The 21,544-nt window shown below is 71.6% G+C and carries 20 protein-coding genes and 1 tRNA gene; 13 read left to right on the top strand and 8 right to left on the bottom strand.

Annotated features, from left to right (window positions below; translation table 11 throughout):
- Positions 1–65: 65 nt before the first annotated feature.
- The gene (locus tag EJK16_RS15685; RefSeq protein ID WP_127131002.1) at positions 66–386 is read right to left on the bottom strand and encodes an FmdB family zinc ribbon protein; all 321 of its coding nucleotides are present in this window, start codon (positions 384–386) and stop codon (positions 66–68) included.
- 125 nt (positions 387–511) lie between these two features.
- Between EJK16_RS15685 and EJK16_RS15680 the strand changes: the two genes are divergently transcribed.
- Complete coding sequence (locus EJK16_RS15680) at positions 512–3,301, top strand: penicillin acylase family protein (protein WP_127131263.1); 2,790 nt, start codon at positions 512–514, stop codon at positions 3,299–3,301.
- A gap of 77 nt (positions 3,302–3,378) precedes the next feature.
- On the opposite strand, the gene EJK16_RS15675 is transcribed toward EJK16_RS15680, so the two are convergent.
- Entirely contained in the window at positions 3,379–4,068 is a 690-nt protein-coding gene (locus tag EJK16_RS15675) for a 5-formyltetrahydrofolate cyclo-ligase (RefSeq protein ID WP_127131000.1), read from the bottom strand.
- 199 nt (positions 4,069–4,267) lie between these two features.
- Here EJK16_RS15675 and EJK16_RS15670 point away from each other — a divergent pair, with 199 nt between their 5' ends.
- The 6 genes from EJK16_RS15670 to EJK16_RS15645 all read left to right on the top strand — a co-directional run bounded on the left by EJK16_RS15670 (position 4,268) and on the right by EJK16_RS15645 (position 9,388).
- Positions 4,268–4,939, top strand: a complete 672-nt coding sequence (locus tag EJK16_RS15670; RefSeq protein ID WP_127130998.1) for an alpha/beta family hydrolase — start codon at positions 4,268–4,270, stop codon at positions 4,937–4,939.
- A gap of 98 nt (positions 4,940–5,037) precedes the next feature.
- Positions 5,038–6,057 (top strand): UTP--glucose-1-phosphate uridylyltransferase, encoded by a 1,020-nt coding sequence (locus EJK16_RS15665; RefSeq protein WP_205739798.1) that lies wholly within the window; start codon positions 5,038–5,040, stop codon positions 6,055–6,057.
- Positions 6,054–7,268: a gephyrin-like molybdotransferase Glp gene (gene glp / locus EJK16_RS15660; protein ID WP_127130996.1), complete on the top strand. Its 1,215-nt coding sequence runs from the start codon at positions 6,054–6,056 to the stop codon at positions 7,266–7,268. The genes EJK16_RS15665 and glp overlap by 4 nt, the downstream gene beginning before the upstream one ends.
- Entirely contained in the window at positions 7,265–7,876 is a 612-nt protein-coding gene (locus tag EJK16_RS15655; protein ID WP_240646110.1) for a GNAT family N-acetyltransferase, read from the top strand. Before glp ends, EJK16_RS15655 begins: the two co-directional genes overlap by 4 nt.
- A 76-nt stretch (positions 7,877–7,952) precedes the next feature.
- The gene (locus EJK16_RS15650) at positions 7,953–9,221 is read left to right on the top strand and encodes a hypothetical protein (protein ID WP_127130992.1); all 1,269 of its coding nucleotides are present in this window, start codon (positions 7,953–7,955) and stop codon (positions 9,219–9,221) included.
- Between the two features lie 94 nt (positions 9,222–9,315).
- A tRNA-Ala gene (locus EJK16_RS15645) sits at positions 9,316–9,388 on the top strand.
- 585 nt (positions 9,389–9,973) lie between these two features.
- Here the strand turns inward: EJK16_RS15645 and EJK16_RS15640 are convergent.
- The 4 genes from EJK16_RS15640 to EJK16_RS15625 all read right to left on the bottom strand — a co-directional run bounded on the left by EJK16_RS15640 (position 9,974) and on the right by EJK16_RS15625 (position 13,689).
- Positions 9,974–10,561: an NADPH-dependent FMN reductase gene (locus EJK16_RS15640; protein ID WP_127130990.1), complete on the bottom strand. Its 588-nt coding sequence runs from the start codon at positions 10,559–10,561 to the stop codon at positions 9,974–9,976.
- 77 nt (positions 10,562–10,638) lie between these two features.
- Positions 10,639–11,577 carry a 3-hydroxyacyl-CoA dehydrogenase NAD-binding domain-containing protein gene (locus tag EJK16_RS15635; protein WP_127130988.1) on the bottom strand — a complete coding sequence of 313 codons (939 nt, stop codon included), beginning with the start codon at positions 11,575–11,577 and terminating at the stop codon, positions 10,639–10,641.
- A gap of 43 nt (positions 11,578–11,620) precedes the next feature.
- Entirely contained in the window at positions 11,621–12,931 is a 1,311-nt protein-coding gene (locus EJK16_RS15630) for a CynX/NimT family MFS transporter (RefSeq protein ID WP_127130986.1), read from the bottom strand.
- Positions 12,928–13,689: an SDR family oxidoreductase gene (locus EJK16_RS15625; protein ID WP_127130984.1), complete on the bottom strand. Its 762-nt coding sequence runs from the start codon at positions 13,687–13,689 to the stop codon at positions 12,928–12,930. The genes EJK16_RS15630 and EJK16_RS15625 overlap by 4 nt, the downstream gene beginning before the upstream one ends.
- A gap of 420 nt (positions 13,690–14,109) precedes the next feature.
- On the opposite strand from EJK16_RS15625, the gene EJK16_RS15620 reads away from it, so the two are divergent.
- The 5 genes from EJK16_RS15620 (at position 14,110) to EJK16_RS20660 (ending at position 17,176) form a co-directional block, all read left to right on the top strand.
- On the top strand, positions 14,110–15,564 hold the full coding sequence (locus tag EJK16_RS15620; protein ID WP_127130982.1) for a glucose/sorbosone family PQQ-dependent dehydrogenase: 1,455 nt from the start codon (positions 14,110–14,112) through the stop codon (positions 15,562–15,564).
- Between the two features lie 241 nt (positions 15,565–15,805).
- Positions 15,806–16,300, top strand: coding sequence for a MarR family winged helix-turn-helix transcriptional regulator (locus tag EJK16_RS15615; protein ID WP_127130980.1), 495 nt, complete (start codon positions 15,806–15,808; stop codon positions 16,298–16,300).
- A gap of 230 nt (positions 16,301–16,530) precedes the next feature.
- On the top strand, positions 16,531–16,719 hold the full coding sequence (locus EJK16_RS20335; protein WP_240646109.1) for a hypothetical protein: 189 nt from the start codon (positions 16,531–16,533) through the stop codon (positions 16,717–16,719).
- A gap of 128 nt (positions 16,720–16,847) precedes the next feature.
- Positions 16,848–17,063 carry a hypothetical protein gene (locus tag EJK16_RS15605; protein ID WP_370276067.1) on the top strand — a complete coding sequence of 72 codons (216 nt, stop codon included), beginning with the start codon at positions 16,848–16,850 and terminating at the stop codon, positions 17,061–17,063.
- Positions 17,048–17,176, top strand: a complete 129-nt coding sequence (locus EJK16_RS20660; RefSeq protein WP_370276066.1) for a hypothetical protein — start codon at positions 17,048–17,050, stop codon at positions 17,174–17,176. Before EJK16_RS15605 ends, EJK16_RS20660 begins: the two co-directional genes overlap by 16 nt.
- A gap of 274 nt (positions 17,177–17,450) precedes the next feature.
- Here EJK16_RS20660 and EJK16_RS15600 read toward each other — a convergent pair whose 3' ends face one another.
- Together EJK16_RS15600 and mftD are read right to left on the bottom strand one after the other, a co-directional pair.
- Positions 17,451–18,407, bottom strand: a complete 957-nt coding sequence (locus tag EJK16_RS15600; RefSeq protein ID WP_127130979.1) for a hypothetical protein — start codon at positions 18,405–18,407, stop codon at positions 17,451–17,453.
- A 1,030-nt stretch (positions 18,408–19,437) separates the two neighbouring features.
- Positions 19,438–20,697: a pre-mycofactocin synthase MftD gene (gene mftD, locus EJK16_RS15595; RefSeq protein WP_127130977.1), complete on the bottom strand. Its 1,260-nt coding sequence runs from the start codon at positions 20,695–20,697 to the stop codon at positions 19,438–19,440.
- Positions 20,698–20,928: 231 nt separating this feature from the next.
- On the opposite strand from mftD, the gene EJK16_RS15590 reads away from it, so the two are divergent.
- Entirely contained in the window at positions 20,929–21,501 is a 573-nt protein-coding gene (locus EJK16_RS15590; protein WP_164737385.1) for a TetR family transcriptional regulator, read from the top strand.
- The last annotated feature ends 43 nt before the right edge of the window (positions 21,502–21,544 follow it).

Here is a 21,544-nt window from a genome sequence, read left to right as displayed (position 1 = left end):
GCTCAGCGCGCGTGGCTGTGGAGCTGGCAGCGGCGCCCACGGACGCCGCCGCTACCGGGGGCGCGTCAGCCGGCGGCGCTCGCGGACGAGCCGGTGCTGGAGGACGAGCTCGTGGCGGCCGCCGGCGTGGAGCCGGCGGGGGCGGGGCTCGCCGTCGTGCCGGCCTTCTCGGTGGCGGCGGGCGCCCCGGCGGTCGTGGAGGTCGTCGTCGACCGGGAGTCGTTGTGGTAGAAGCCCGCGCCCTTGAAGACCACACCGACAGAGGAGAACAGCTTGCGCAGCCCTCCGCCGCACGTGGGGCACACGGTCAGGGCGTCGTCGCTGAACGACTGCTTGACGTCGAACTCGTTGCCGCACACGGTGCACCGGTACGCATAGGTAGGCACGGGACCCTCCAAGGACTTGAGGGAGTGGTTGGCACTCCACCTCACCGAGTGCCAATCCTACGCTCTCTCGGCGCCGCCGGCCCAGTGAGCCTGCCCACCCCGGTTACGCTCGCCGGGTGCAACGTATGTCTGTGGTGCGCAAGGCGGCGATCGCCGTCTGCGCGCTCCTCGTGGTCGTGCTCGTCGTCGCGGTCGGCCTCGCCACCGTCCTGGTGCGCCGGCCGCTGCCGGACGACGCCGGCGCCGAGACCCTGGACGTGCTCGGGGCGGAGGTCCAGGTCGTGCGCGACGGCCAGGGCGTCCCACGGATCTACGCCAGCTCCGACGTCGACCTCATGCGCGCCGAGGGCTACGTGCACGCGCAGGACCGGTTCTTCGAGATGGACTACCGGCGGCACGTCGCCTCGGGACGGCTCTCGGAGCTCGTCGGACCGAACGAGCGTGCCCTGGCCGCCGACCAGGTGGTGCGCACGCTCGGCTGGCGCCAGGTGGCCGAGCAGGAGTGGGAGCAGCTCGACGACGCGTCGCGCGCCCTGTACGAGGCCTACGCCGCGGGCGTCAACGCCTACCTCGACGGGCGCGAGGCCTCCCGGCTCGGCGTGGAGTACACCGTGCTCGGCATGACCACCACGCTCGAGGCCGTTGAGCCATGGACCCCGGTCGACTCGCTCGTGTGGCTCAAGGCGATGGCCTGGGAGCTCAGCCGCAACTACCAGGCGGAGCTCGGCCGCGCGGCCGCGCTGCGACCGTTGGCCGACAACGTCACCCGGGTGGAGGAGCTCTACCCGGACTACCCCTACGCCACGAACGCCCCGATCATGGCGCCCGCCTCGGCCGCCCCGGCGGTGCAATCCCTGCCGGCGGGACCGTCCGGTGTGGACGGGGCGACCGTGGGGGCGGCAACGGCGGCGACGGACCCCGCGACGGCGGTGGGGTCGGAACCGGCGGCGCCGGCCGGACGGGCGGCCGGGCCGGAACCGGCGGCGCCGGCCGGACGGGCGGCCGGGCCGGAACCGGCACCGGCGGCCGGGCCGGAACCGGAACCGGCGGCGGGCGCGGTCCCCGGCGGGCACGCCGTCCAGCGCGCTTTGGCCGACGCCTCCGCGGCAGTCTCGGCCGTCCCGGTCATGATCGGTGAGGGCGAGGCCATCGGGTCGAACTCCTTCGTCGTCGCGGGGGCGCACACGAGCACCGGCAAGCCGATGCTCGCGAACGACCCCCACCTGCGTCTGAGCGCCCCCGGCATCTGGTACCAGGTGGGCCTGCACTGCACGAAGGCGACCCCGGAGTGCACCTTCGACGTCTCGGGCTTCAGCTTCTCCGGCATGCCCGGCGTCATCATCGGCCAGAACGCCCACCTCGCCTGGGGCCTGACCAACCTGGGCGCGGACGTGATGGACCTGACGCTCGAGCGCGTCTACGACGACGGCACCTACCTGCGCGACGGCGAGCGCGTCCCGCTCGAGCAGCGCCGCGAGACGATCGAGGTCAACGGCGGCGACCCGGTGACCGTGACCGTCAGCAGCACGGTGCACGGGCCGATCGTCTCGGACGTGCTGCCCGAGACCGGTGTGACGGGCACAGTGCCGGTGCCCGAGGGCGCACCGCCGGCGGGCTTCTCGGGCTACGTTGTCGCCCTGCAGTGGACGGCGCTGACGCCGGGGCGCGCCGGCGCGGCGATCTTCGCGCTCGACCGGGCGGCCTCCGCCGCGGACGTCGCCGCGGCGGCCGCGGACCTCGACGTGCCGTCGCAGAACATCACCTTCGCGACGGCGGACGGGGACATCGGCTACCAGGCCGCCGGGCGCGTCCCGGTCCGCGCCGACGTCAAGGGCGCGCCCGTCCCCTCCGACGGCTCGTGGCCGCGACCGGGCTGGGACTCGCGGTACGACTGGCAGGGCTTCGTCCCGCCGGAGGCCATGCCCGCCGAGCTCAACCCGCCCGAGGGCTTCATCGTCACCGCCAACCAGGCCGTCACCACCCCGGGCTCAGGCCCCTTCCTGACGGGCGACTGGGACCCCGGCTACCGGGCCGCGCGGATCCGGACGCTCCTGGAGGAACGGATCGCGGGCGGCAGGCCGTTCGACGTGGGCGCGATGAACGCCGTCATGCTCGACGACGTCAGCCCCTTCGGACCCGTGCTGGTCCCCGACCTGCTCCACGTCGATGTCGAGGACGCGTTCGTCGCCCAGGCCGTGGACCTGCTGCGCACGTGGTCGGCCAACGGCTACCCGACCGGCACCGACTCGCCGGGCGCGGCCTACTTCAACGCCGTGTGGGCCAACCTGCTGCGGCTGACCTTCGCGGACGACCTGCCCGCCTCCGAGGCGCCCGACGGCGGCGCCCGCTGGCTGCAGGTGGTCCAGGCCCTCATGAAGGACCCGGAGAACCCGTGGTGGGACGACCGGACGACCGTGAACATCGTCGAGGGACGCGACGAGATCCTCCGGCAGGCGCTCGTGGGGGCGCGGCACCAGCTGACGAACTCGCTGGGGAAGAACCCGGCGGAGTGGCGGTGGGGGAAGATGCACGAGGTGCGGCTGACCCACCCCGTGCTCGGCGGCCCGGAGGCGCCCGAGATGGTGCGCAGGCTCGTCAACCCCAGCCCCGTCGAGGTGCCCGGCGGCGCCGCCGTCGTCAACGCCATGAGCTACAACGCGTCCGCCCACGACGACCTCGGGCGCGGCGACTACACCGTCGCGGACGGGCCGTCCATGCGCATGGTGGTCGACCTCGGCGACCGCGACGCCTCCACCTGGGTGGTCACGACCGGCGTCTCGGGCCACCCGGGCTCCACGCACTACACGGACCAGACCGCGGCCTGGGCGGCGGGCGAGACGTTCCCGTGGCCGGGCCCTCGTGCCGCGGCCGAGCACGGCGCCAGGGAGACGCTCACGCTGCGTCCGCCGGAGTGAGGGGGCGGCGCCGTCGCCGCGGCACGGCCGCCGCCGGCGGGGGAGCGGCGACCCCAGTTCGGGCGGGAGGCGACCCGCTACCGAGCGGGGCGCTGCTCCGGCCCGGGCGCGGACCGAGCCGCCCGGGACGCCGTCCGGAACGCCGAGCCCTCCAGCAGGAACCACTCCTCCGGCGTGACCACCGCGCCCACCGGGACGTCGTGCTCTGCCGCCGGCAGGAGAATCTCCGCGACGAGCTCCTCCGCGTAGATCATCCCGAAGACGGGCGTGCCGGGCAGCGTCAGCTTCAGGCACCTGTCGTACCACCCGCCGCCCTGCCCCAGGCGGGTGCCGGCGGCGTCGATGGCCAGGGCCGGCGCGACGACGGCGTCCGCCTCCGCGATCGCCTCCGCCGGCATCACCGGCCCCGACGGCTCCGGCGGCCGCCCGGGGGCGCGCACCTGGAGGTCGTCCGGGCCCTTGTACTCCGCCCAGGTGCGGGCGAGCCCGGGGCCCAGGACCGGCAGGAGCACGCGCGTGCCCCGCTCACGCAACGCCTCGAGCAGCTGCAACGAGCGCGGCTCGGAGCCCTGCGAGACGTACGCCGCCACGCAGCCGGCGTCCCCGACGGCCTGGAGGCCCAGGGCGGCCAGGGCGACACCGGCCTGCTCGCGCTCGCGCTCCGTGCGCTGCGCCCGCGCCTCCCGCACCAGGCGCCGCAGAAGCTGCTTGGCGTCCTCGGCCTCGTAGCCGTCGGTGCGGGGAAGGGAGAGCTGGGCGCGTGACATGGCCCCAGCATCCCAGCCACCACGGACACCAACCACCGGTTCGGGAGCCATTCCGCCCTGCGCGGACAGGCGCCCGCGGCCGCTCCGCGCCTTGCCCGCGCCACGCCGCGCCGCGCCCCGTTCCCGTGCCGCCCCGTTCCCGCGCCGGCCCCACGGCGTCTCGTTGCGCCGGACCACGTCCGTGCGCGAGGGTGCGCCCATGGAGCTCGAGGTCGACGGTCGTCCGGTGAGCTGGCGGCGCGACGGGGCGCTCGCCGGCCGCCCGCTCCTGGTCCTCGCGCACGGCGCCGGCGCGCCGTACACGAGCCCCTTCATGGAGCTGGCCGCCCAGGGCCTGGTCGGGCGCGGGCTGTGCGTGGTCCGCTTCCACTTCCCCTCCATGGAAGAGGCGCAGCGCACCGGACGACGCCGGCCGCCGGACCCCGCCGCCCGCATGCTCACCACCTGGCGGGCCATGGTCGACTGCGCGCTCGCGATGCGCCGCCACGGCCCCCTCGTCATCGGCGGCAAGAGCATGGGCGGGCGGATGGCGTCCATGCTCCTCGCGCAGGGGCGGGCGCCCGAGACGGTCGGCGCCGTGTACCTCGGCTACCCGCTCCACCCCGCGGGCCGGCCGGAGAAGCTGCGCGCCGTGCACCTGGCCGACGTGCCCGTCCCCCAGCTGTTCGTGCAGGGCGAGAAGGACCCGCTGTGCCGGCCGGCGCTGCTGCGGGCGGCGCTGGCGGGGGTCCGCGGCGCCCGGCACCTCGAGATCCCGGGCGCCGACCACTCCCTCGCGCGCTCGCGGAAGGACCCCGCCGCCGGCGCCGACGAGTGGCTCGACGCCGTCGCCGCGTTCGTGCACGAGGTCGCGGCGACACCCGCCGGCTGAGCGGTCCAGCGGCACGCCCGCACGAGAACCGGCGCGGAGCGGAGCCGCAGGGCAGATGGGACTCGCCGTGTCGTCGCCGCCCCCGATAGCCTCACGTCATGTCTGCGAACACGTCGCCCGAGGCCGTTGTGTCCACCGTCCGGAAGGCCGTGGTCCCCGTCGCCGGACTGGGCACCCGATTCGTCCCCGCCACGAAGGCCATCCCCAAGGAGATGCTCCCCGTCGTGGACAAGCCCGCCATCCAGTACGTGGTCGAGGAGATCGCCGGCGCCGGCATCGACGACGTCCTCATGGTCACCGGCCGCGGCAAGGGCGCCATCGAGGACCACTTCGACTCCGCCCCCGAGCTGGAGGCGAACCTGGAGAAGAAGGGCGACGACGGCCGCCTCGCCGCGGTCCGCGACTCCACCGGCCTCGCCCACGTGCACTTCGTGCGCCAGGGCGAGCCGAAGGGCCTGGGCCACGCGGTGCTGCAGGGCAAGGACCACGTGGCGGCCGAGCCCTTCGCCGTCCTGCTCGGCGACGACCTCATCGACGCCCGCGACACCCTGCTCACCGACATGATCGCCGTGCGCGAGCGCCTGGGCGGGTCCGTCATCGCGCTGCTCGAGGTTGACCCCGCGCAGATCAACCTCTACGGCTGCGCCGCCGTCGAGCCGGCCGCCGCGGGCGCCGTCGGCACCCTCGCCGCGGGCGACGTCGTCAAGGTCACCGAGCTCGTGGAGAAGCCCGCCGTGGAGGACGCCCCCTCCAACCTCGCCGTCATCGGCCGGTACGTGCTCGACCCGGCCGTCTTCGCCGTGCTCGAGGAGACCGCCCCCGGGCGCGGCGGCGAGATCCAGCTCACCGACGCGCTCCAGACGCTCGCCCGCATGGACCCGGCCGACGGCGGAGGCGTCCACGGCGTCGTCTTCCGCGGGCGCCGCTACGACACCGGCGACAAGCTCGACTACCTCAAGGCTGTCGTGCGCCTCGCCGCCGACCGTGAGGACCTCGGCCCCGACTTCAGCGCCTGGCTGACCGAGTACGTGGCCGGCCGCCACGTCGAGCTCGGCTCGGACCCCGCGGCCGCCGGCCGTCCCGCGGCCCCGACCCCTGGGACCCCGAGCGCCCGGTGAGGAGCGTCCAGGACCACCTCGCGGCGTGCCTGGCGGCGGTGGGCCCGCTTCCCCCGCTCGAGGTGGTGCTGCCCGACGCCGTCGGCTGCATCCTCGCGGAGGACGTGGTGGCCGCCGGTGACCTGCCCGTCGCCGACCTGGCGGCGCTCGACGGGTACGCCGTCCGCTCGGCCGACGTCGCGGACGCCCGCCCGCAGGAGCCGGTGACCCTCCGGGTGACCGACGAGCTGCGGGCCGGGCAGGTCGACCAGCTCCGCCTCGTGCCCCGCGCGGCCGTGCGCATCGCCTCCGGCGCGCCCCTGCCGCTGGACGCGGACGCCGTCGTCCCGGTCGAGCAGACCGACTTCGGCCGGGCCGAGGTGGCGGTCCGCAGCGCCGTCGCAGCCGGGGAGAACGTGCGCCGGCGCGCCGAGGACCTGCGCGCGGGGGAGGTGGTGCTCCCGGCGGGGGAGCGGGTCGGGGCCCGGCAGGTCGCGCTGCTCGCGGCCGTCGGGCGGGGGCGCGTGAGCGTGCACCCGCGGCCGCGGGTGGTGATCGTCTCGGTCGGCGACGAGCTGGTGGAGCCCGGACGCCCCGCCCAGCCCGGCGAGGTCTACGACGCCAACGGCCACGCCCTGGCCACCGCCGTGCAGGACGCGGGCGGCGCCACGTTCCGCGTCGCCGCGGTGCCGGACGAGCGGCGCGAGCTGCGCGAGACCCTCGAGGACCAGCTCGTGCGCGCGGACCTGGTCATCACCACCGGGGGGCTGAGCTACGGCGCCAACGACACCGTCAAGGAGGTCCTCGGCCCGCTGGGCACCGTGCGCTTCGACAACGTGGCCATGTGGCCGGGCCGGCAGCTTGGCGTCGGGCACATCGGCGACGACACGCCGATCTTCGCGCTGCCGGGCGACCCCGTGGCCGTGCAGGTGGCCTTCGAGACCTTCGTGCGCCCCGCGCTGCGGGCCATGGCGGGCTACACCGAGCTGTACCGGCCCTCGGTGCCGGCGGCGGTGGCGAGCGGCTGGTACTCGCCGGCCGGCCGCCGCGAGTTCGTCCGTGTGCACCTGACCGGCTCCCCGGAGCAGGGCTACCAGGCCGAGCCGATGGGGGCGCCGGCCGCGCTGCTGCTTTCCGCGCTGGCCCGGTCCAACGCGCTCGCGGTCGTGCCGGAGGACGTCACGGACGTCCGGGCCGGTGACCGCCTGCACTGCCTCCTGCTGGACGCGTGAGCGGGGACTGGCCGGTGCGCCGGCCGGCGCGCCTGGAGGAGGGACTCCTCGTGTTGCGCCCGCTCCGCCTGCGGGACCGGCGCGAGTGGGAGGAGCTGCGCCGCGCTAACGTCGCCTGGTTGGAGCGGTGGGAGGCCACCTCGCCCACCGCGGCGCCGCCGTCGTCCTTCCACGAGTACGTCCGCGCCATGGACCGGCAGGCCCGGGCCGGGCAGGCGCTGCCGTTCGTGATCGAGCTGGGCGGGGAGCTCGTGGGCCAGCTGACGGCCTCCTCCATCACCCGCGGGTCCTTCCACAACGCGGTGATCGGGTACTGGGTCGGCGAGCACGTCGCCGGCCGCGGGGTGACGCCGACCGCCGTGGCCATGGTGTGCGACTACTGCTGGTTCGAGCTCGGGCTGCACCGCGTGGAGATCAACATCCGGCCCGAGAACGCCGCCTCGCGGCGGGTGGTGGAGAAGCTGGGGTTCCGCGACGAGGGGGTGCGCCGGCGGTTCCTGCACATCCAGGGCGACTGGCGCGACCACCGCTCCTACGCGCTGACCGCCGAGGAGGTCCCCGGCGGCCTGCTGCGCCGCTGGCACCAGGCGGGCGGAGGCGTCCGTTAACATCTGTAGCCGTCTCCACCGCAGACACGCCGCCGGTGGTCCGGCCGTCCCCGACTGTGCCCACTAGCGTTGAGCCGTGGAGCTCCAGGGTTATGTGTTCATCGCGCTCACCCTGGTGCTCCTTGGTTACCTGCTGCCGAACCTCGTGCGCAGCCGGCAGCTGCTGCTCGACTCGCGCGTGGAGGACCGGTTCTCCGGTGACCTGCGGATCCTGGCCACGGCCGGCACCGCCGCCCTCGCCGGGCGGACGGGCACGGCCGACGGCGGCACGCACCACGCGCAGGTGACCACCCGTCCGTACCTGCACGATCCCAGCCGACGACCGGAGTCATCCTTGGCGAACAGGCCTCACGCACCGGCCGGGCGCGCGCCGCAGGACGCGCGTGCCCTGGCGGCCGCGCGAGCCGCCCGCGCCGCCCGGGTGTCGCGGCGCGCCGCCGCCGCCCGCCGCCGGCTGATCCTCACCACCCTGCTGCTGGTGGTCTCCGTGGGTGCGTGGGCGGCCGTCCCGCTGGTGGGCGCGTCCTGGCTGCTGCCGGTCGTCCCCACGCTCCTGCTCGTCATGGTTCTCGTGCTCGGGCGCCGGACGGCCGTGCAGGCCCTGGCGCACGACAAGCGGGACCGCGCCGAGATGGCCCGGTTGCAGGCGGACCTGCGCGAGATCACCCGCCGCGCCGCCGCCCAGCGGCCCCCGTCCCGGCGCGTGGCGTCGGCTGCCGCGGGGCGTGCGCGTGGCGCCGAGGCGGGCGCGTCGGCGGACGCGGACGCGAGTGCGGCCCCCGGTGCGGCGGCAGACGCGAGCACGTCGGCCGGTACGTCTGCCGATGCGTCGGCCACCCCCGGCCGGCCAGCGGACGCCGGCTCTCTCGCCGTCGACCGTGCTACTGCCGACCGGGCCTCGACTGACAGCGTCGCCGTCGGGCGCGCCCCTGCCGGCCCGGCCTCCGCCGACCGCAGCGCCTCGACCGACTCTCGCCGCGACGACGGTGAGGACGACCTCGAGGCGCCGGCCGGGACAGGCCGCCCCGACACGGGGACGGACGTCGGCGCGCCTCCGGCCACCGCGGCACCGGACACCGCCTGGGCCGAGCGCGGGGCGCAGGGCGCCTCGCACGAGACGTGGACCCCCGTGCCGGTCCCGGTGCCCTCGTACACGCTCAAGCCCGACGTGCCCCGCCGCGACGTGGCGCCCTACGCCGACGCCGCCCCGGACACCCACTCCGCGGTGCCCCAGCGCCCGACCGTGGCGTCGCCGGCGTCCGCCGCCGCCGCGCTGCTCGAGCCGGTCGCCGTGAAGCTCGACCTCGACGCAGTGCTGGCCCGCCGGCGCGCGGCCGGCGAGTGAGGTGTGACGAGCGCAACGCCGCCCGGGCCACCTCCGATTTCGTAGGCGGGGCCGGCTCGGTGTTAGAGTGGCTTGTGCTCGCGAGGGCATGCAAGGGGCTATGGCGCAGTTGGTAGCGCGTCTCGTTCGCAATGAGAAGGTCGGGGGTTCGAATCCCCCTAGCTCCACCCGGTGAAGGGCCTGTGACCAGCGGAAACGCTGATCAGAGGCCCTTCGTCTCTGCCGGGTTTCGAACCGCAATCAAGGTCTGACGCGTGGAATATTCCACGTATCCCGGGGTCGCACCCCCGGGGACGGACTCCATCCGCCCGCCGAGTCAAACATTCAACGATCGTCCCGCGCTGTGCGGCGTCGGCGCCGAAGTAGTCGATGGAGTCGTGGTGTCCCGTCGGGGCCGGTTCGGTCCTCCGTTCGTCAGTTCGCCGGTGACGGCGGTGGTCATGGCGTTCGCAGTTACTCTGCTTACCGCCGCCTCCGGTTGGGCGGATGTCACGCTGGGGCGCCCGCTGGACGCTGTTCGAGGGCGCGTACGGCCTGCTCGTCATAGAGGTCCGGTTTTGGCGACGAGGGAAGTGTTGAGCTCGGAGGGGGCGAGATCGCAGGCGGTGCTGGGGTCCGCGAGCTCGGCGACTCAACACTCTTGCTGATTTTCTGTTGTCGCCCTTTGACGTTGGGGGACGAGAGGGCGGCCCGGAATGCCGGGCCGCCCTCCTCGACGGCAGACCTGATTCTAGGGATCAGGCTGAAGCCACTCAGGCGTTGGCGCCCACCGGAGAGAACTGACCGGCGCGCACGCCCTCCATAGCCTTGGTCCAAGCGAGGAGCTGGTCGAGCATGGGCTCGACGGCGGCGGTGGCCGGCTCGGTCGGGGTGAAGACCGAGAAGTTCTCGAAGTCGGTGAACAGGGACATCAGGACGGCGTTGCGCACGTGGGCGACCTGCATCTCCGAGAGGATGCCGCGCAGGTGCTCGACGGCGCGGGCGCCGCCGGCGGAGCCGTAGGAGACGAACGCGGCGGCCTTATTGTTGAGCTGGCCGTAGACGTAGTCCAGGGCGTTCTTCAGGGCGCCGGTGATGGAGTGGTTGTACTCGGAGACGACGAAGACGTAGCCGTCGAACTCGGCCATCTTGGCGCCCCAGGCGCGACCCTCGACGCCCTCGCCGGGGCCGTAGGAAGGCGGGGTGGCCTCGGCCCACACCTGCAGGTTGTAGTCCGCGATGTCGACGACCTCGAACTCGGCGTCGGAGCGCTGGTCGGCGATGGACTTGACCCAGTTGGCGACGTTCAGGCTCTGGCGGCCCGGGCGGACGCTGCCGGTGACGATGGCGATCTTGGTCATTCTGTCTTCTCTTTCTGATGCTTCGTTCGTCGACGGGTTCAGTGCCCGCCGTTCAGTGCACAGGGGTGACGTGCCGGTTACGGCAGTTGCGTGGCGTTCTTGGCGGCGAGGAGCTCGAGGAGCAGTTCGTCGCGTGTGCGGAGGGTCTCGGCCCAGTCGTAGCCGTCGAGCTCGGCCTCGACTCCCTCGGCCATGACGGGGATGTAGCCGTCGGTCTCGGGGTACTCGCCGAGGGTGCGGGCCCACTCCCGTTGGGCGGGGCCGATGTGCTCGAGGACGTGGGTGATGCCACCGTCGCCCCCCGAGGCGTGCAGGTTCAGGAACGGGCCGAGCAGGGCCCAGCGCAGTCCGGGTCCGTTGGCGATGGCGGTGTCGATGTCCTTGACGCTGGCCACCCCGCTCTCGACGAGGTGGAACGCCTCGCGCCAGAGCGCCACCTGAAGCCGGTTGGCGACGTGGCCGGGCATCTCCTTGTTGATGCGGATGGGCTTCTTGCCGATCTCGTCGTAGAAGGCGATGGCTTTGTCGACGTTCTCGGCCGACGTCTGCCGGCCGCCGAGGACCTCGACGAGCGGGATGAGGTGCGGGGGGTTGAACGGGTGCCCGAGGACCATACGTTCGGGGTGGCGCATGCCCTCCTGCACATCGGAGATCAGCAGGCCCGAGGACGAGGTGGCGATGATCGCGTTCGGCGCCAGGGTGGACTCGATCTCGGCGAGCATGGCCCGCTTGACCTCGAGGCGCTCGGGCCCGTTCTCCTGAACGAACTCGGCGTCGCGGACCGCGTCGGCGATCGACGAGGTGAACCGGAGGTTCGCCGTCGAGGCGCCGTCGGCCAGGCCGAGGGTCGCCAGCGCGGGCGAGAACTGCTCGACCCAGGCGCGTAGGCGCTCCTCGGCGCCCTCGGCGGGGTCGGCCGCGGCGACGGTGAAGCCGCGGGAGAGGTAGTACGCGGTCCAGCTGGCGCCGATGACGCCGGTGCCCACGACGGCGACGGTGCGGGAGGTGTTGGTCATGTCTGTCACGTCCTTCTGACTTCTTGGGCCGTGGCGGTGCGGGTTATCGGGCCGCGGCGAGGGTGTCTTCGAACTTGCGGTCGCGGCTGAGGAGCGCGGTCCCGAGGACCATGACCGCGGCGGAGGCGACGAAGACGAGCAGGGGGAGGGTCCAGCCGCCGGTGAGGTTCGACAGCAGGCCGCCCAGGAACGGGCCGACGGTGCCGAAGGCGTAGCCGATGCCCAGGCTGAACCCGGTGACCGCGGCCGAGCCCTCGGGGGTGCGGGTGCGGCGGTTGAACATCACCATCGCGAAGGGGAACGCCCCGCCGGAGATGCCGGCGATGAAGGCCCAGACGATGCCCGCGGACGGGGCGGTGATGATGCCGAGATAGCCGACGACCGAGGCGATGGGGAACAGCACGCCGAGCCACAGGGGGTTCTTCAGCTTCGAGGCGATGATCGGGGTGATCAGCGCCATCGGCAGGGTCAGGAAGGTGTAGATCGAGTACATCCCGGCCGCTGCGGCTTCACTGGCTCCTTGTGCCTGGAAGATGGTGGGCAGCCAGGCGAGCATGGCGTAGGTGTTCAGGGCGGCCATGCTGTAGAAGATCGCGCCGCCGAGGGAGACCGGGTTGGTGAAGAGCTTCCGTGCGCCGAACTTCTGGGCCGGCGTGGCGGCCGCGGTCGCGCCCGGCTGGCCTTCCCTGCCCGAGCGCACGGCCGCGAGGGTCCACGGCAGCGCGGCGAGCAGCATCAAAACCGCGTAGGAGCCGACCGAGGTGCGCCAGCCGGCTGCGTCGGCCATGGGCACGGCGAGCATCGCGGGGATGGTGGCGCCGGCCTGGGTCATGAGGGTGAGCACGGTCATGGCCGTGGCCTGCCGGTCGGCGAAGTACCGCTTGACCAGGGGTGGGCCGACGACGTTGCCCATGCCCATGCCGAACAGCGCGAGGAGGCCGAACCCGAGGAAGCCGACGGCGGAGTCGCCCAGGACCCGGGCGATGGTGCCGGCGGCGCCCAGGCCGAGGGCGACGACGGCGATCCGTGCGGGCCCGAACCGGCGGATCAGGGCGGGGGCGATGAATCCGGCCAGGCCGAACGCGATGGTGGGCAGCATGCCGAGGATGGTCGTGCCGGCGGCGCCAAGCGCGACGTCCTCGCCGATGCGGGTCAGCAGCGGGGAGATGCCGGTGACGGCGTGGCGCAGCGAGAGGGCCAGGAGGATGAGGCCGACGAAGTAGATGATGCGGCCGCGCCAGGGCTGCGGCGCGGGTCCGGCCGGCGGTGCGATGTCGGTAGGTGAGGGCCGTGGGGCCTCCGCGACGGTATCCCCGCGGTGTCCGGCAGCGTTGCGGAGGTCGACGGAGGTCATGCCGCCGCCTTCGAGTCAGCGTCGATCGGGAAGAGCTGGCCGGAGATGGTCCGTCCGTGCGGGCCCGTGAGGAACAAGACCAGCGCGGCGATGTCGGCCGGGTCGATGAAGTCCTTGATCGACTGGTTGTTCAGCGCGTTGGTGGTCTCCTCCTCGACGGTGGTGCCGTTGGCCTGCGCGCGGCCCTCGAGGACGGCGTTCATGCGCGGTCCCTTGACGGCGCCGGGGTGGATCGTGTTGGCGGTGATGCCGAACTCACCGAGCTCGAGCGCGAGGGTCTTGCTGAAGCCGACCAGCGCCCACTTGGTGGTGGAGTACGCGATGCGGTTGGGGTAGCCGAAGCGCCCGGCGAGCGAGGACATGGTCACCACGGATCCGGCGTCCGACTGCTTCAGGAGCGGGATCGCGCGCTGGGTCACCTGGAAGGTGCCGTGCAGGTTGACGTTGACGACGGCGTTCCAGTCCTCGAAGGCCAGTTCCTCCGCCGGGGCGGTGGGACCGGAGATGCCCGCGTTGTTGATCAGGACGTCCAGCCCGCCCAGCTCCCGCTTCACGTCGGCGAACAGGGCGTCCACCGCCGCACCGTCGCTGACGTCGGTGACCGAGCCGGTGATGTTCTGGTTCGCAGAGACGACCGCCTCGACGGCTTCGGCGTTCACGTCGGCGATGTGCACCCTGGCGCCTCCGGCCGCGTAGGCCTTGGCGATGGCCAGGCCGATGCCGTTGGCGCCGGCCGTGACGAGTACCCGCTGAGTCATGTTCTTGCCCTTCTCCAGACGTGAGGCCCCTTCGAGGCCAATTGCTTGCGAGCAAGATGTATCCGAGAAAGCCGTCCCGTGCAAGGGGTGCGGATCGCACGCCGGGGTGAGGAGTTGCGGGCAACCGTTGCCAAGCGGCCGTTTGGCGCCGAAAGTGCGAGGTCCGCTGTGACCAACGCCATGGCGGTGCGCTTTGGTGTGGCAGGTTCGGTGGCTTGCCTGCGGTGGGAAACCCCACACCCGAGGGGCCCGTTACGAGCGGGTAGTTAAATTGTCAACTACGTCGTCGCGTGGTTACGTTCGCCGGGCTCTGCTTCCCCGTGGAGCACCAGGGGTCCTGCCTGCGCTGAGCTCGGCGCAGGGCCCTCGGTTCGACCCGGTCCCGGCTCGCCGGGGCCACTACCTGGAAGGTGAATCTCGATGCGACGCAATCGCCCGCTCGTTACCGCCCTCGCCTCTGTCTCGCTGCTCGGCCTGGCGGCCCCGGCGTTCGCTGACGCGGCCCCGCCCAGCGACGGCGGCAGCGGCACCACCACCGCCCCGGCCGTGACCGTGGACTTCGAGCGCAAGGTGCTCACGACCGGACTGGAGAACCCGTTCGAGGTGCTCTACGGCCCCGGCGGGAAGCTGTGGCTGACCGAGCGCACCGCCGGCCGGGTCACCCAGGTCGACCCGGCCACCGGGGAGAAGACCACGATCCTGACCATCGACGAGGTCCTGGCCACGGCCGGGGAGCAGGACGGGCTCCTGGGCATGGCCCTGCACCCCGACCTGCTCAAGGACAACAAGAAGAACAACCAGTACGTCTATCTCTCCTACACCTACGACGGCGGCGGCACCGGCCCCGCGGGGGAGGAGCTCGACCGTCGTCAGCGGATCGTTCGCTACATCTACGACGCCAAGGCCAACACCCTGGTCGACCCGACGACCCTGATCGAGGGCATGCCGGCCAGCGACGACCACAACTCCGGCCGCCTGGTCTTCGGGCCCGACAAGACGCTCTACTACACGATCGGCGACCGCGGGAACAACCAGGACCTCAACGCCTACAAGCCCAACGAGGCGCAGCGCCTGCCCACCCAGGACGAGGTCGACGCCCAGGACTGGACCGCCTACCAGGGCAAGACCCTGCGCCTGAACCTGGACGGGTCCATCCCCAAGGACAACCCCAAGCTCGACGGCGTCAAGAGTCACGTCTTCACCTACGGCCACCGCAACGCTCAGGGACTGACCTTCGCGAACGGCAAGCTCTACTCCTCGGAGCAGGGCCCTAAGGGCGACGACGAGCTCAACCTCCTCAAGGCCGGCGGCAACTACGGCTGGCCCTACGTCTCCGGGTACAAGGACGACAGCGCCTACGTGTTCGGTGACTGGTCCGCCGGCACCACGCTGCCCTACGACGGGTTCAACATCCCCGACGAGGTTCCGCAGTACGCCGAGCATGACTTCACCGCCGCCAACTTCGTCGAGCCGCTGCGCACCTACTTCACCGTCGCCGACAACCACGACTTCAAGGGCGACGCCTGCGACCCCTCCGGGCTGTACTTCATCTGCTACCCGACGATCGCGCCCTCCAGCCTTGACCACTACGACCAGACGGCCATCCCGGGCTGGGAGGACTCCCTCCTCATGCCCACCCTCAAGAGCGGCGAGCTCTTCCGGGTGCAGCTGACCGAGGACGGCGAGAAGGTCGGCGAGTCCCAGCGGCTGTTCCGCTCGGTCAACCGCTACCGCGACACCGCCACCAGCCCCGACGGCGCCACCATCATCGTGGCCACCGACTCCGGCGGCCTCGCGCGTGGCACGGACGGTGACTCCACCACCGAGCTGGAGAACCCTGGCGCCCTGCTCACCTTCACCTACACCGGCAACTGAGCACTCCGCTCGACGGGCTGCCGCAGCTTCGGGGGGAAGCTGTGGACGGCACGGGCCCAGGACCAGCCAGGAACGGCTGCTCCGGGGCCCGTGCCGATCCTCGACATCGTCGTCTGGCCCTTCTCCGCACATGGTGGCGCCCCGCACGCCAGGTGACAGCCGACACTGCTTAACTCGCTTGAAAGTATCTTCCGCACAAAGTAAATTGAGTGTCTCAGCCACCTGTAGGACGGAGCCCCCAATGGCCAAGACCACGATCGAGACCACCCACGAGTCCGCGGCCGACATCGACGACATCACCGCCGTCGAGCTCTGGGGCCGGGTCATCAAGGGCTTCCAGGTGACCAACCGGCGGTTACACAGTGCCATCAAGGGCGCTGTCAACCTCAACGAGGCCGAGGCCGAGACCTTGCTCAGCCTCCACCGCAAGGTGGAGCGCCGTGCGCCGCTGACGACGCTCGCCCGGGCGGCCTCGTTCACCAGCGGCGGCTACACCAAGATCGCGGACAAGCTCGTCAGCCGAGGCCTCGCAGCCCGGGTCGCGTGCGCCGAGGACCGGCGCGTCACCTTCCTCGAGCTCACGCCGGCCGGCACCGAGCTCGCCGCCGAGCTTGCTCACCTCGTCGCCGACATCAACCGCTCCCACTTCATCGAGGTCCTCGGACCGGACCGGGCCCGCCTCGTTGCCGATGCCATGACCGAGCTCTACCGAACCAACAAGCAAACGACGAACTAGCTCCAAACCGCAGTCCGACGAGGGCAGAGACGCAGGAACGGGCAGCGGGAGCACGATGAGCACACCGGAGGACCTCGACCTGGACATGTCGGACCCACGGCCTGGATGTCGCTCAACGCGTTTGTGCTCAAGGTCCGCGCCGCAACAGACGGGGCGGGCCTGCCGGGCACGCTCGTCGAGCTCATGAACGTGCGGGCCTCCAGCTGAACGGGTGCGCCTACCGCCTCGACATGCACACCCGGCTCGCTCTCGAAGCGGGCGAGACGGCCCAGCGCCTTGCCGTGCTGTCGGCCTGGCGCGACACCGCGCTGTTCTCGGAAGGTCGAGATGGCGGCGCTGCGGGTGGCGGAGGCGGTGACGTCCCTGCCGGAGGAGGAGACCCCGCACCGCGGAGCTCGCCCGGGCACGTGAGCCCCTGACCGACGAGCAGTTCTCCGCCTGGCCTCGGCGGCCATCGCAGTCAACATCTACAACCGGGTGTCGATCGTGAGCCGGCACCCCGTCCGGACCCGCCCCTGAGAATCCCGTCCGCCGAGCCTGGAAAAGGATGGACACCGCCACGATCACCGTCCGCGGCAACCCCGGCGCCGGCCGTTTCGAGCTCGTCGACCACGGGAAGGTCATCGGCACGGCCCGCTACCTGCTGCGCGACGCCGCCGTGCCAGAGCGGATCTACTACCACGCGGTTGTCGCCGAGGAGTACGAGGGGCAGGCTCGAAGCTGGCGACCTTCGCCTTGGACAGCACGGTGGCCGCCGGACTGAAGATCGTGCCGGTGTGCCCGTACATCCGCGCGTTCCTGGACCGGCACAAAGGGTACGCCGCGGACGTGGTCGCGGTCGGCCCGAAGCACCTCGACGCCCTCGACCGCGCCTGACCGTCGCGGAGCCCTCGCCGCTCGTGACGCCGGGAGGACGTGCACTTTTCTCGCCTGGGCGCACACTCCGCTCGTCGCCGCACAGACCGAGTTCAAGGGGCAAGGCGGCGCCGAGCTTGCCGCCAGGTGCAGCCGGGACGTCGCGCAGCTGCTCGCAGCCGAGCTGACTGAACTCGACGCGCGCATCAGCTGCCTCACCCGCAGCCGGCAGGCCATTCACCAGTTCTTCGTACGCACTGACCACGCGGCGCTCGTCGAGAGCGCGTAGTCGCCGTCAGCGGCCCAGCTTCTCTTGCCACCAGCCCGGTAGGTGGGGATGGCTGCGCTGCTGGAAGAGCTGCTCTGCGTCGTAGTCCGCCGCCGAGATGGGCGGTTGCACAGATGGCTCGGCGTGCCGGTTCTCCTCGACCACACGGGTGCTCCCACGCTCGACGGCGAGCGTGGCGGAGAGCCAGGTCCCCTCGCCGTCGGACCGACGGTCGACGTGCCGGAGGTCCTGCAGCAGCGGCAGCAGGTCGTGCGGGGGCGGCTCGGGCCGCTCGTCGTCGCCGCGGGTGACGAGCAGGTTGACGCGCCGGTCATAGCCCACGAGCGTGGTCTCGACCCGCGCTGCACTCCAGCCGGGTGCGAGGTCGTCCTCCAGCGAGTCAGCGATCGCGTTGAGAGCTTCTTGCCGACGCTGCTCCTGTTCCGCAGCGGCCCGCGCCACGGCGGTCTCGCGATCGATACGGGCCTGCTCGGCGGCGCGTGCTTGTTCCGCGATCCACTCCGGGGACAGGCGCTTGAGGGCAGAGGCCTTCATGTCGCTGACGCGTTCACGGAGGTCCTCCAGGTACCTCAGCGGGACGCGCAGGTGCACCTCCCCGCGGTCCACCCGCTCGAGCGTGCCACCCTGCCGCTCGGCGATGGCGGCATGCGCGCTCGTGCACCGGTCGTCGAGGTAGCCCCCAGCCATGCCGTCGGGATCCACGCGCATGATCCCGAATTCCAGCCCCTCCCAGGTGGCGTCGACACTCACGGCTATCCACGAGTCCACCTCGTCGAGCGGGACGCGACGGGTGAACTCGGTCCGGCCCTGGCGGTCGACTTCCCGGCGCCAACCTGCCCCCGGGCTGTCGTCCTGCCGGGCGAACAGCTGCACCACACCGCTCAGCAACCCGGCTGCGCGGTAGGTCGCTCCCTGCCAGTGGGCGTACTCGCCGGGGTGGCAAACCTTCGCAGTGATGTACATCCGTCCCCTTCTCAGCAGTCGCCCGGAGCCGGCGACGTTACCGGAGTCTTCGTCGGGCCAGGTGGTCTCAGTCGTCGACGGGCGGGGCCGCGGCGTACTCCTCGTCGGTCACCGGGGTCATCCAGTGCACGGCGTTCTCGCACGTGCTCCGGCCTGTCGGCGCTGTGGCCCGCGTAATCGACGCGGGCCACCCTCATGACGACCGACAGCAGATCCAGGCGAGCGACGCGTCCGCAGACGGCGGACGAGTTCGTGCCACGGTTGTGCCACGGAATCGGCGCGTGCCGCGGTTCTGCCACGGGTTCAGCTGGCAGGTTCGGGTGCGATTGCGCGTCATCGGGAAGGTCTGCGAAGTTCGTCGCGAACGCCAGAAACCCGCAGCATCCCGCAGTGTTCTGACTCACTGAGACAACCAGCTGAGCCGTCTTGGCTGGGTGGGCGGGGGATCCTCCGACCGGGAGAAGGTCGGGGGTTCGAATCCCTCTAGCTCCACCAGACGGGGCGTGTGATCAGCGGAAACGCTGAGCAGGGTCCCTTTGTCATGTTCGGATTCCACGCGTGGTTCCACGCGAGATGACCACGGTTGACCACCGATGCCAAGCGATGCCAACGGTGCACTCGTCCGCCAGGGCAGGAAGTGGCCTCGTCTGCCTTTCCGTCGACGCAACTCTTGATCCGTGGTCGTCGGCTGGGCTGCGCTCGGGGGTCGTGGCGTGCAGAAGTGAGAGGCTGCGGGCCGGCGGCGGCACGGATCTCGTCGGCGTCGAGCGACGTGCTGGTATCAGTCGTCGTCTGTGCCTTCGGTGCGGCAGCCGGTGAGGGTTGGCCCGGTGCGTTGTGATGGAGGTAGTCAGCGTTCAGCGTGGCGCCGTCCGCGAGGTGGATGGAGCCTGTCGCGGCTTCGATAGAGATTGCTGGGCGCGCGCCGAAACTCCTCATGCTCGGCGCGGTTCCTTGGAGTGTCGCACCCAGGTCCCCACCGGGCTGGTGCGTGCCCGGTGGGGACCAAGTGGGCGAAGCTTATTGGCGCCTATCTGGCTGCGGCGCGGTTGATTTCGAAGTTGGCTCTGCGCAGTTCGAGGTCTTCGAGGCGGGTCTTGGTGTCCGGGTCGAAGAAGAAGCCGTCGGGGGCGACGATGTCGTCCGGACTCAGGTCTCTGAAGGACCGGTGCCCCAATCCGACGAGGGACCAGTGGAGCCCGTCGCGGATCATCTCCAGCATGTCCTGGACGCCTTGCTGGCCTCCGGCGGCGAGACCGAAGATCCACAGTCGCCCGACGAGGACGATGTCCGCGCCGAGGGCGAGGGCTTTCGCGACGTCCATCCCGCGGCGGATACCGCCGTCAAACCAGACTTCGGCCTGTCCGTTCACCGCCCTGGCCACGGCGGGAAGCACGCGAATGCTGGCGTAGCTGCTGTCGAGGTTGTTGCCGCCATGGTTGGACACGACGACGGCGTCCGCGCCGATGTCGACGGCCCGCTTCGCCTCCTCGCCACGCATCAGACCCTTGACGACGAACGGGCCATCCCACTGCTCGCGGAGCCACTTGATGTCGCTCCAGGTGGGCACCGGTGTGGACATGAGCTCGACGTAGATCTCCTTGAACGTCGGCGCCTTGCCGGGACGGTTCGCGGAGTTGGGAACCGAGAGGTCCGGGATTCCTCCCTGGGCAAGGAACTTCATCAGCCACCCCGGCCTGGACAGGGCCATGGGGGCGAAGCGGAAGACCGCCTCCAGGTCGATCTGCGTGGGGACCGGTGGGCTGCCCCAGTCCCGTCGCCCGAGTCCGCCACCGGTGGCGTCAAGGGTGACGATCAGCGCCTTGGCGCCGGCCTTCTTCGCGCGCTCGATCCGCCACAGGATGTCATCGCGCGTCCCCGTCCAGTACAGCTGGTACAGCCAGTTGGGATTGGCCGCAGCGATCTCCTCCATCGGCTTCGTGGCGAACGAGCTCAGCCCCATGGCGGTGCCAGCCGCCTTGGCCGCCTTCGCGACCGCCACCTCCGCCTCCGGATTGATGGCCTGCGCGCCAGCTGGACCAGGCATCACCGGCATGGACAACTCCATCCCGAGCGCTGTGGTCGCGAGCTCACGCTTGAGGGGCTGCTCCTCCGGGGTTTCGCGCGCGACCCGCGGCAACCATCCGATCTGGCTGAACGCTTCAGGGTTCTTCTTGATCGTGGCGCCCTTCTCGTTTCCCGAGATCAGGGCGGTGTAGATCGGGCCGGGCATGCGCCGCTTCGCGATCCGCTGCGCCTCGGCGAAACTCTCGATCGGCTTCCTTGCCATGTCACTCCTTCAGTTGCTCGGTCACTCGGGCACCGGGCGGTACGCGTGCATCGCCCAAGATTCCGCCTATCGGCTGTGATGGGGGAAGGTGGTACCCGCACCACACACACTAGTGGTACCGAGTATCAAAAACACTTCGCGCGAGAGGACGACAAATCGATGCCTCAGCTCGGCGAACGGCGACGGGGCCGTCCGGCCGTCTCATCGGCAGCAGCACTCGAGGACCACGCGATGCGCCTGTTCCTCGAGAAGGGCTTCGACCAGACCTCGATGACGGAGGTTGCCGCAGCCTGCGGTATCGGACGGGCAACGCTCTTTCGGTACTTCCCGTCCAAGGCCGACATCGTCTGGCGAGGGTTCGACCTCCACCTACGCCGCCTGGCTACCCTCCTCCCCGCACAGCCAATAGCCCTGCCTATCGCGACCGCCGTGCACTCCGCAGCGGTCCAAGCGTTCGCGGAAGCCGTGGACGAAGAACAACTCTGGCGACGGCGGTTCGCGGTCCAACAGCAGACCGACGCCCTGCGCCCCGGCCTCGCTGCCCACTGGCTGGAATGGGCGCAAATCGTCGCCGCCTTCGTCGCTGAGCGAACCGGCACCCGTCCCGATGACGTCATCCCCGCCGCCGTCGGCGGCGCCGCCCAAGCAGCCTTCGCAGCGACCCTACGGACATGGCTCCACACGGAAGACTACGGAGGCGACGTAATCCAACGGATGCGAGACGCACTGCAACCCGTGTGCGAGGGGCTGAACCACCTACTTGAGAGCCAGGAGCTGAGGCACACCTGCCGCACTCCAGGCTGAGGGCCGTCGGTGCGGAACTAGGCCGACCAGCGGTGCGCGAACC

The sequence above is a fragment of the Georgenia sp. SYP-B2076 genome (assembly GCF_003991205.1).
In the GTDB taxonomy this organism is placed as follows: Bacteria; Actinomycetota; Actinomycetes; order Actinomycetales; family Actinomycetaceae; genus Georgenia.
This window is presented reverse-complemented; position numbering and strand designations above follow the sequence as displayed.

Coding starts and splice junctions, on each gene's coding strand:
- EJK16_RS20335 (WP_240646109.1), top strand. CDS start 16,531: ATGCACACCCGGCTCGCTCTCGAAGCGGGCGAGACGGCCCAGCGCCTT.
- EJK16_RS15605 (WP_370276067.1), top strand. CDS start 16,848: ATGGACACCGCCACGATCACCGTCCGCGGCAACCCCGGCGCCGGCCGT.
- EJK16_RS15665 (WP_205739798.1), top strand. CDS start 5,038: ATGTCTGCGAACACGTCGCCCGAGGCCGTTGTGTCCACCGTCCGGAAG.
- EJK16_RS15625 (WP_127130984.1), bottom strand. CDS start 13,689: ATGACTCAGCGGGTACTCGTCACGGCCGGCGCCAACGGCATCGGCCTG.
- EJK16_RS15675 (WP_127131000.1), bottom strand. CDS start 4,068: ATGTCACGCGCCCAGCTCTCCCTTCCCCGCACCGACGGCTACGAGGCC.
- EJK16_RS15640 (WP_127130990.1), bottom strand. CDS start 10,561: ATGACCAAGATCGCCATCGTCACCGGCAGCGTCCGCCCGGGCCGCCAG.
- EJK16_RS15680 (WP_127131263.1), top strand. CDS start 512: ATGTCTGTGGTGCGCAAGGCGGCGATCGCCGTCTGCGCGCTCCTCGTG.
- mftD (WP_127130977.1), bottom strand. CDS start 20,697: ATGGCAAGGAAGCCGATCGAGAGTTTCGCCGAGGCGCAGCGGATCGCG.
- EJK16_RS15670 (WP_127130998.1), top strand. CDS start 4,268: ATGGAGCTCGAGGTCGACGGTCGTCCGGTGAGCTGGCGGCGCGACGGG.
- EJK16_RS15600 (WP_127130979.1), bottom strand. CDS start 18,407: ATGTACATCACTGCGAAGGTTTGCCACCCCGGCGAGTACGCCCACTGG.
- EJK16_RS15615 (WP_127130980.1), top strand. CDS start 15,806: ATGGCCAAGACCACGATCGAGACCACCCACGAGTCCGCGGCCGACATC.
- EJK16_RS15620 (WP_127130982.1), top strand. CDS start 14,110: ATGCGACGCAATCGCCCGCTCGTTACCGCCCTCGCCTCTGTCTCGCTG.
- EJK16_RS15630 (WP_127130986.1), bottom strand. CDS start 12,931: ATGACCTCCGTCGACCTCCGCAACGCTGCCGGACACCGCGGGGATACC.
- EJK16_RS15635 (WP_127130988.1), bottom strand. CDS start 11,577: ATGACCAACACCTCCCGCACCGTCGCCGTCGTGGGCACCGGCGTCATC.
- EJK16_RS15590 (WP_164737385.1), top strand. CDS start 20,929: ATGCGCCTGTTCCTCGAGAAGGGCTTCGACCAGACCTCGATGACGGAG.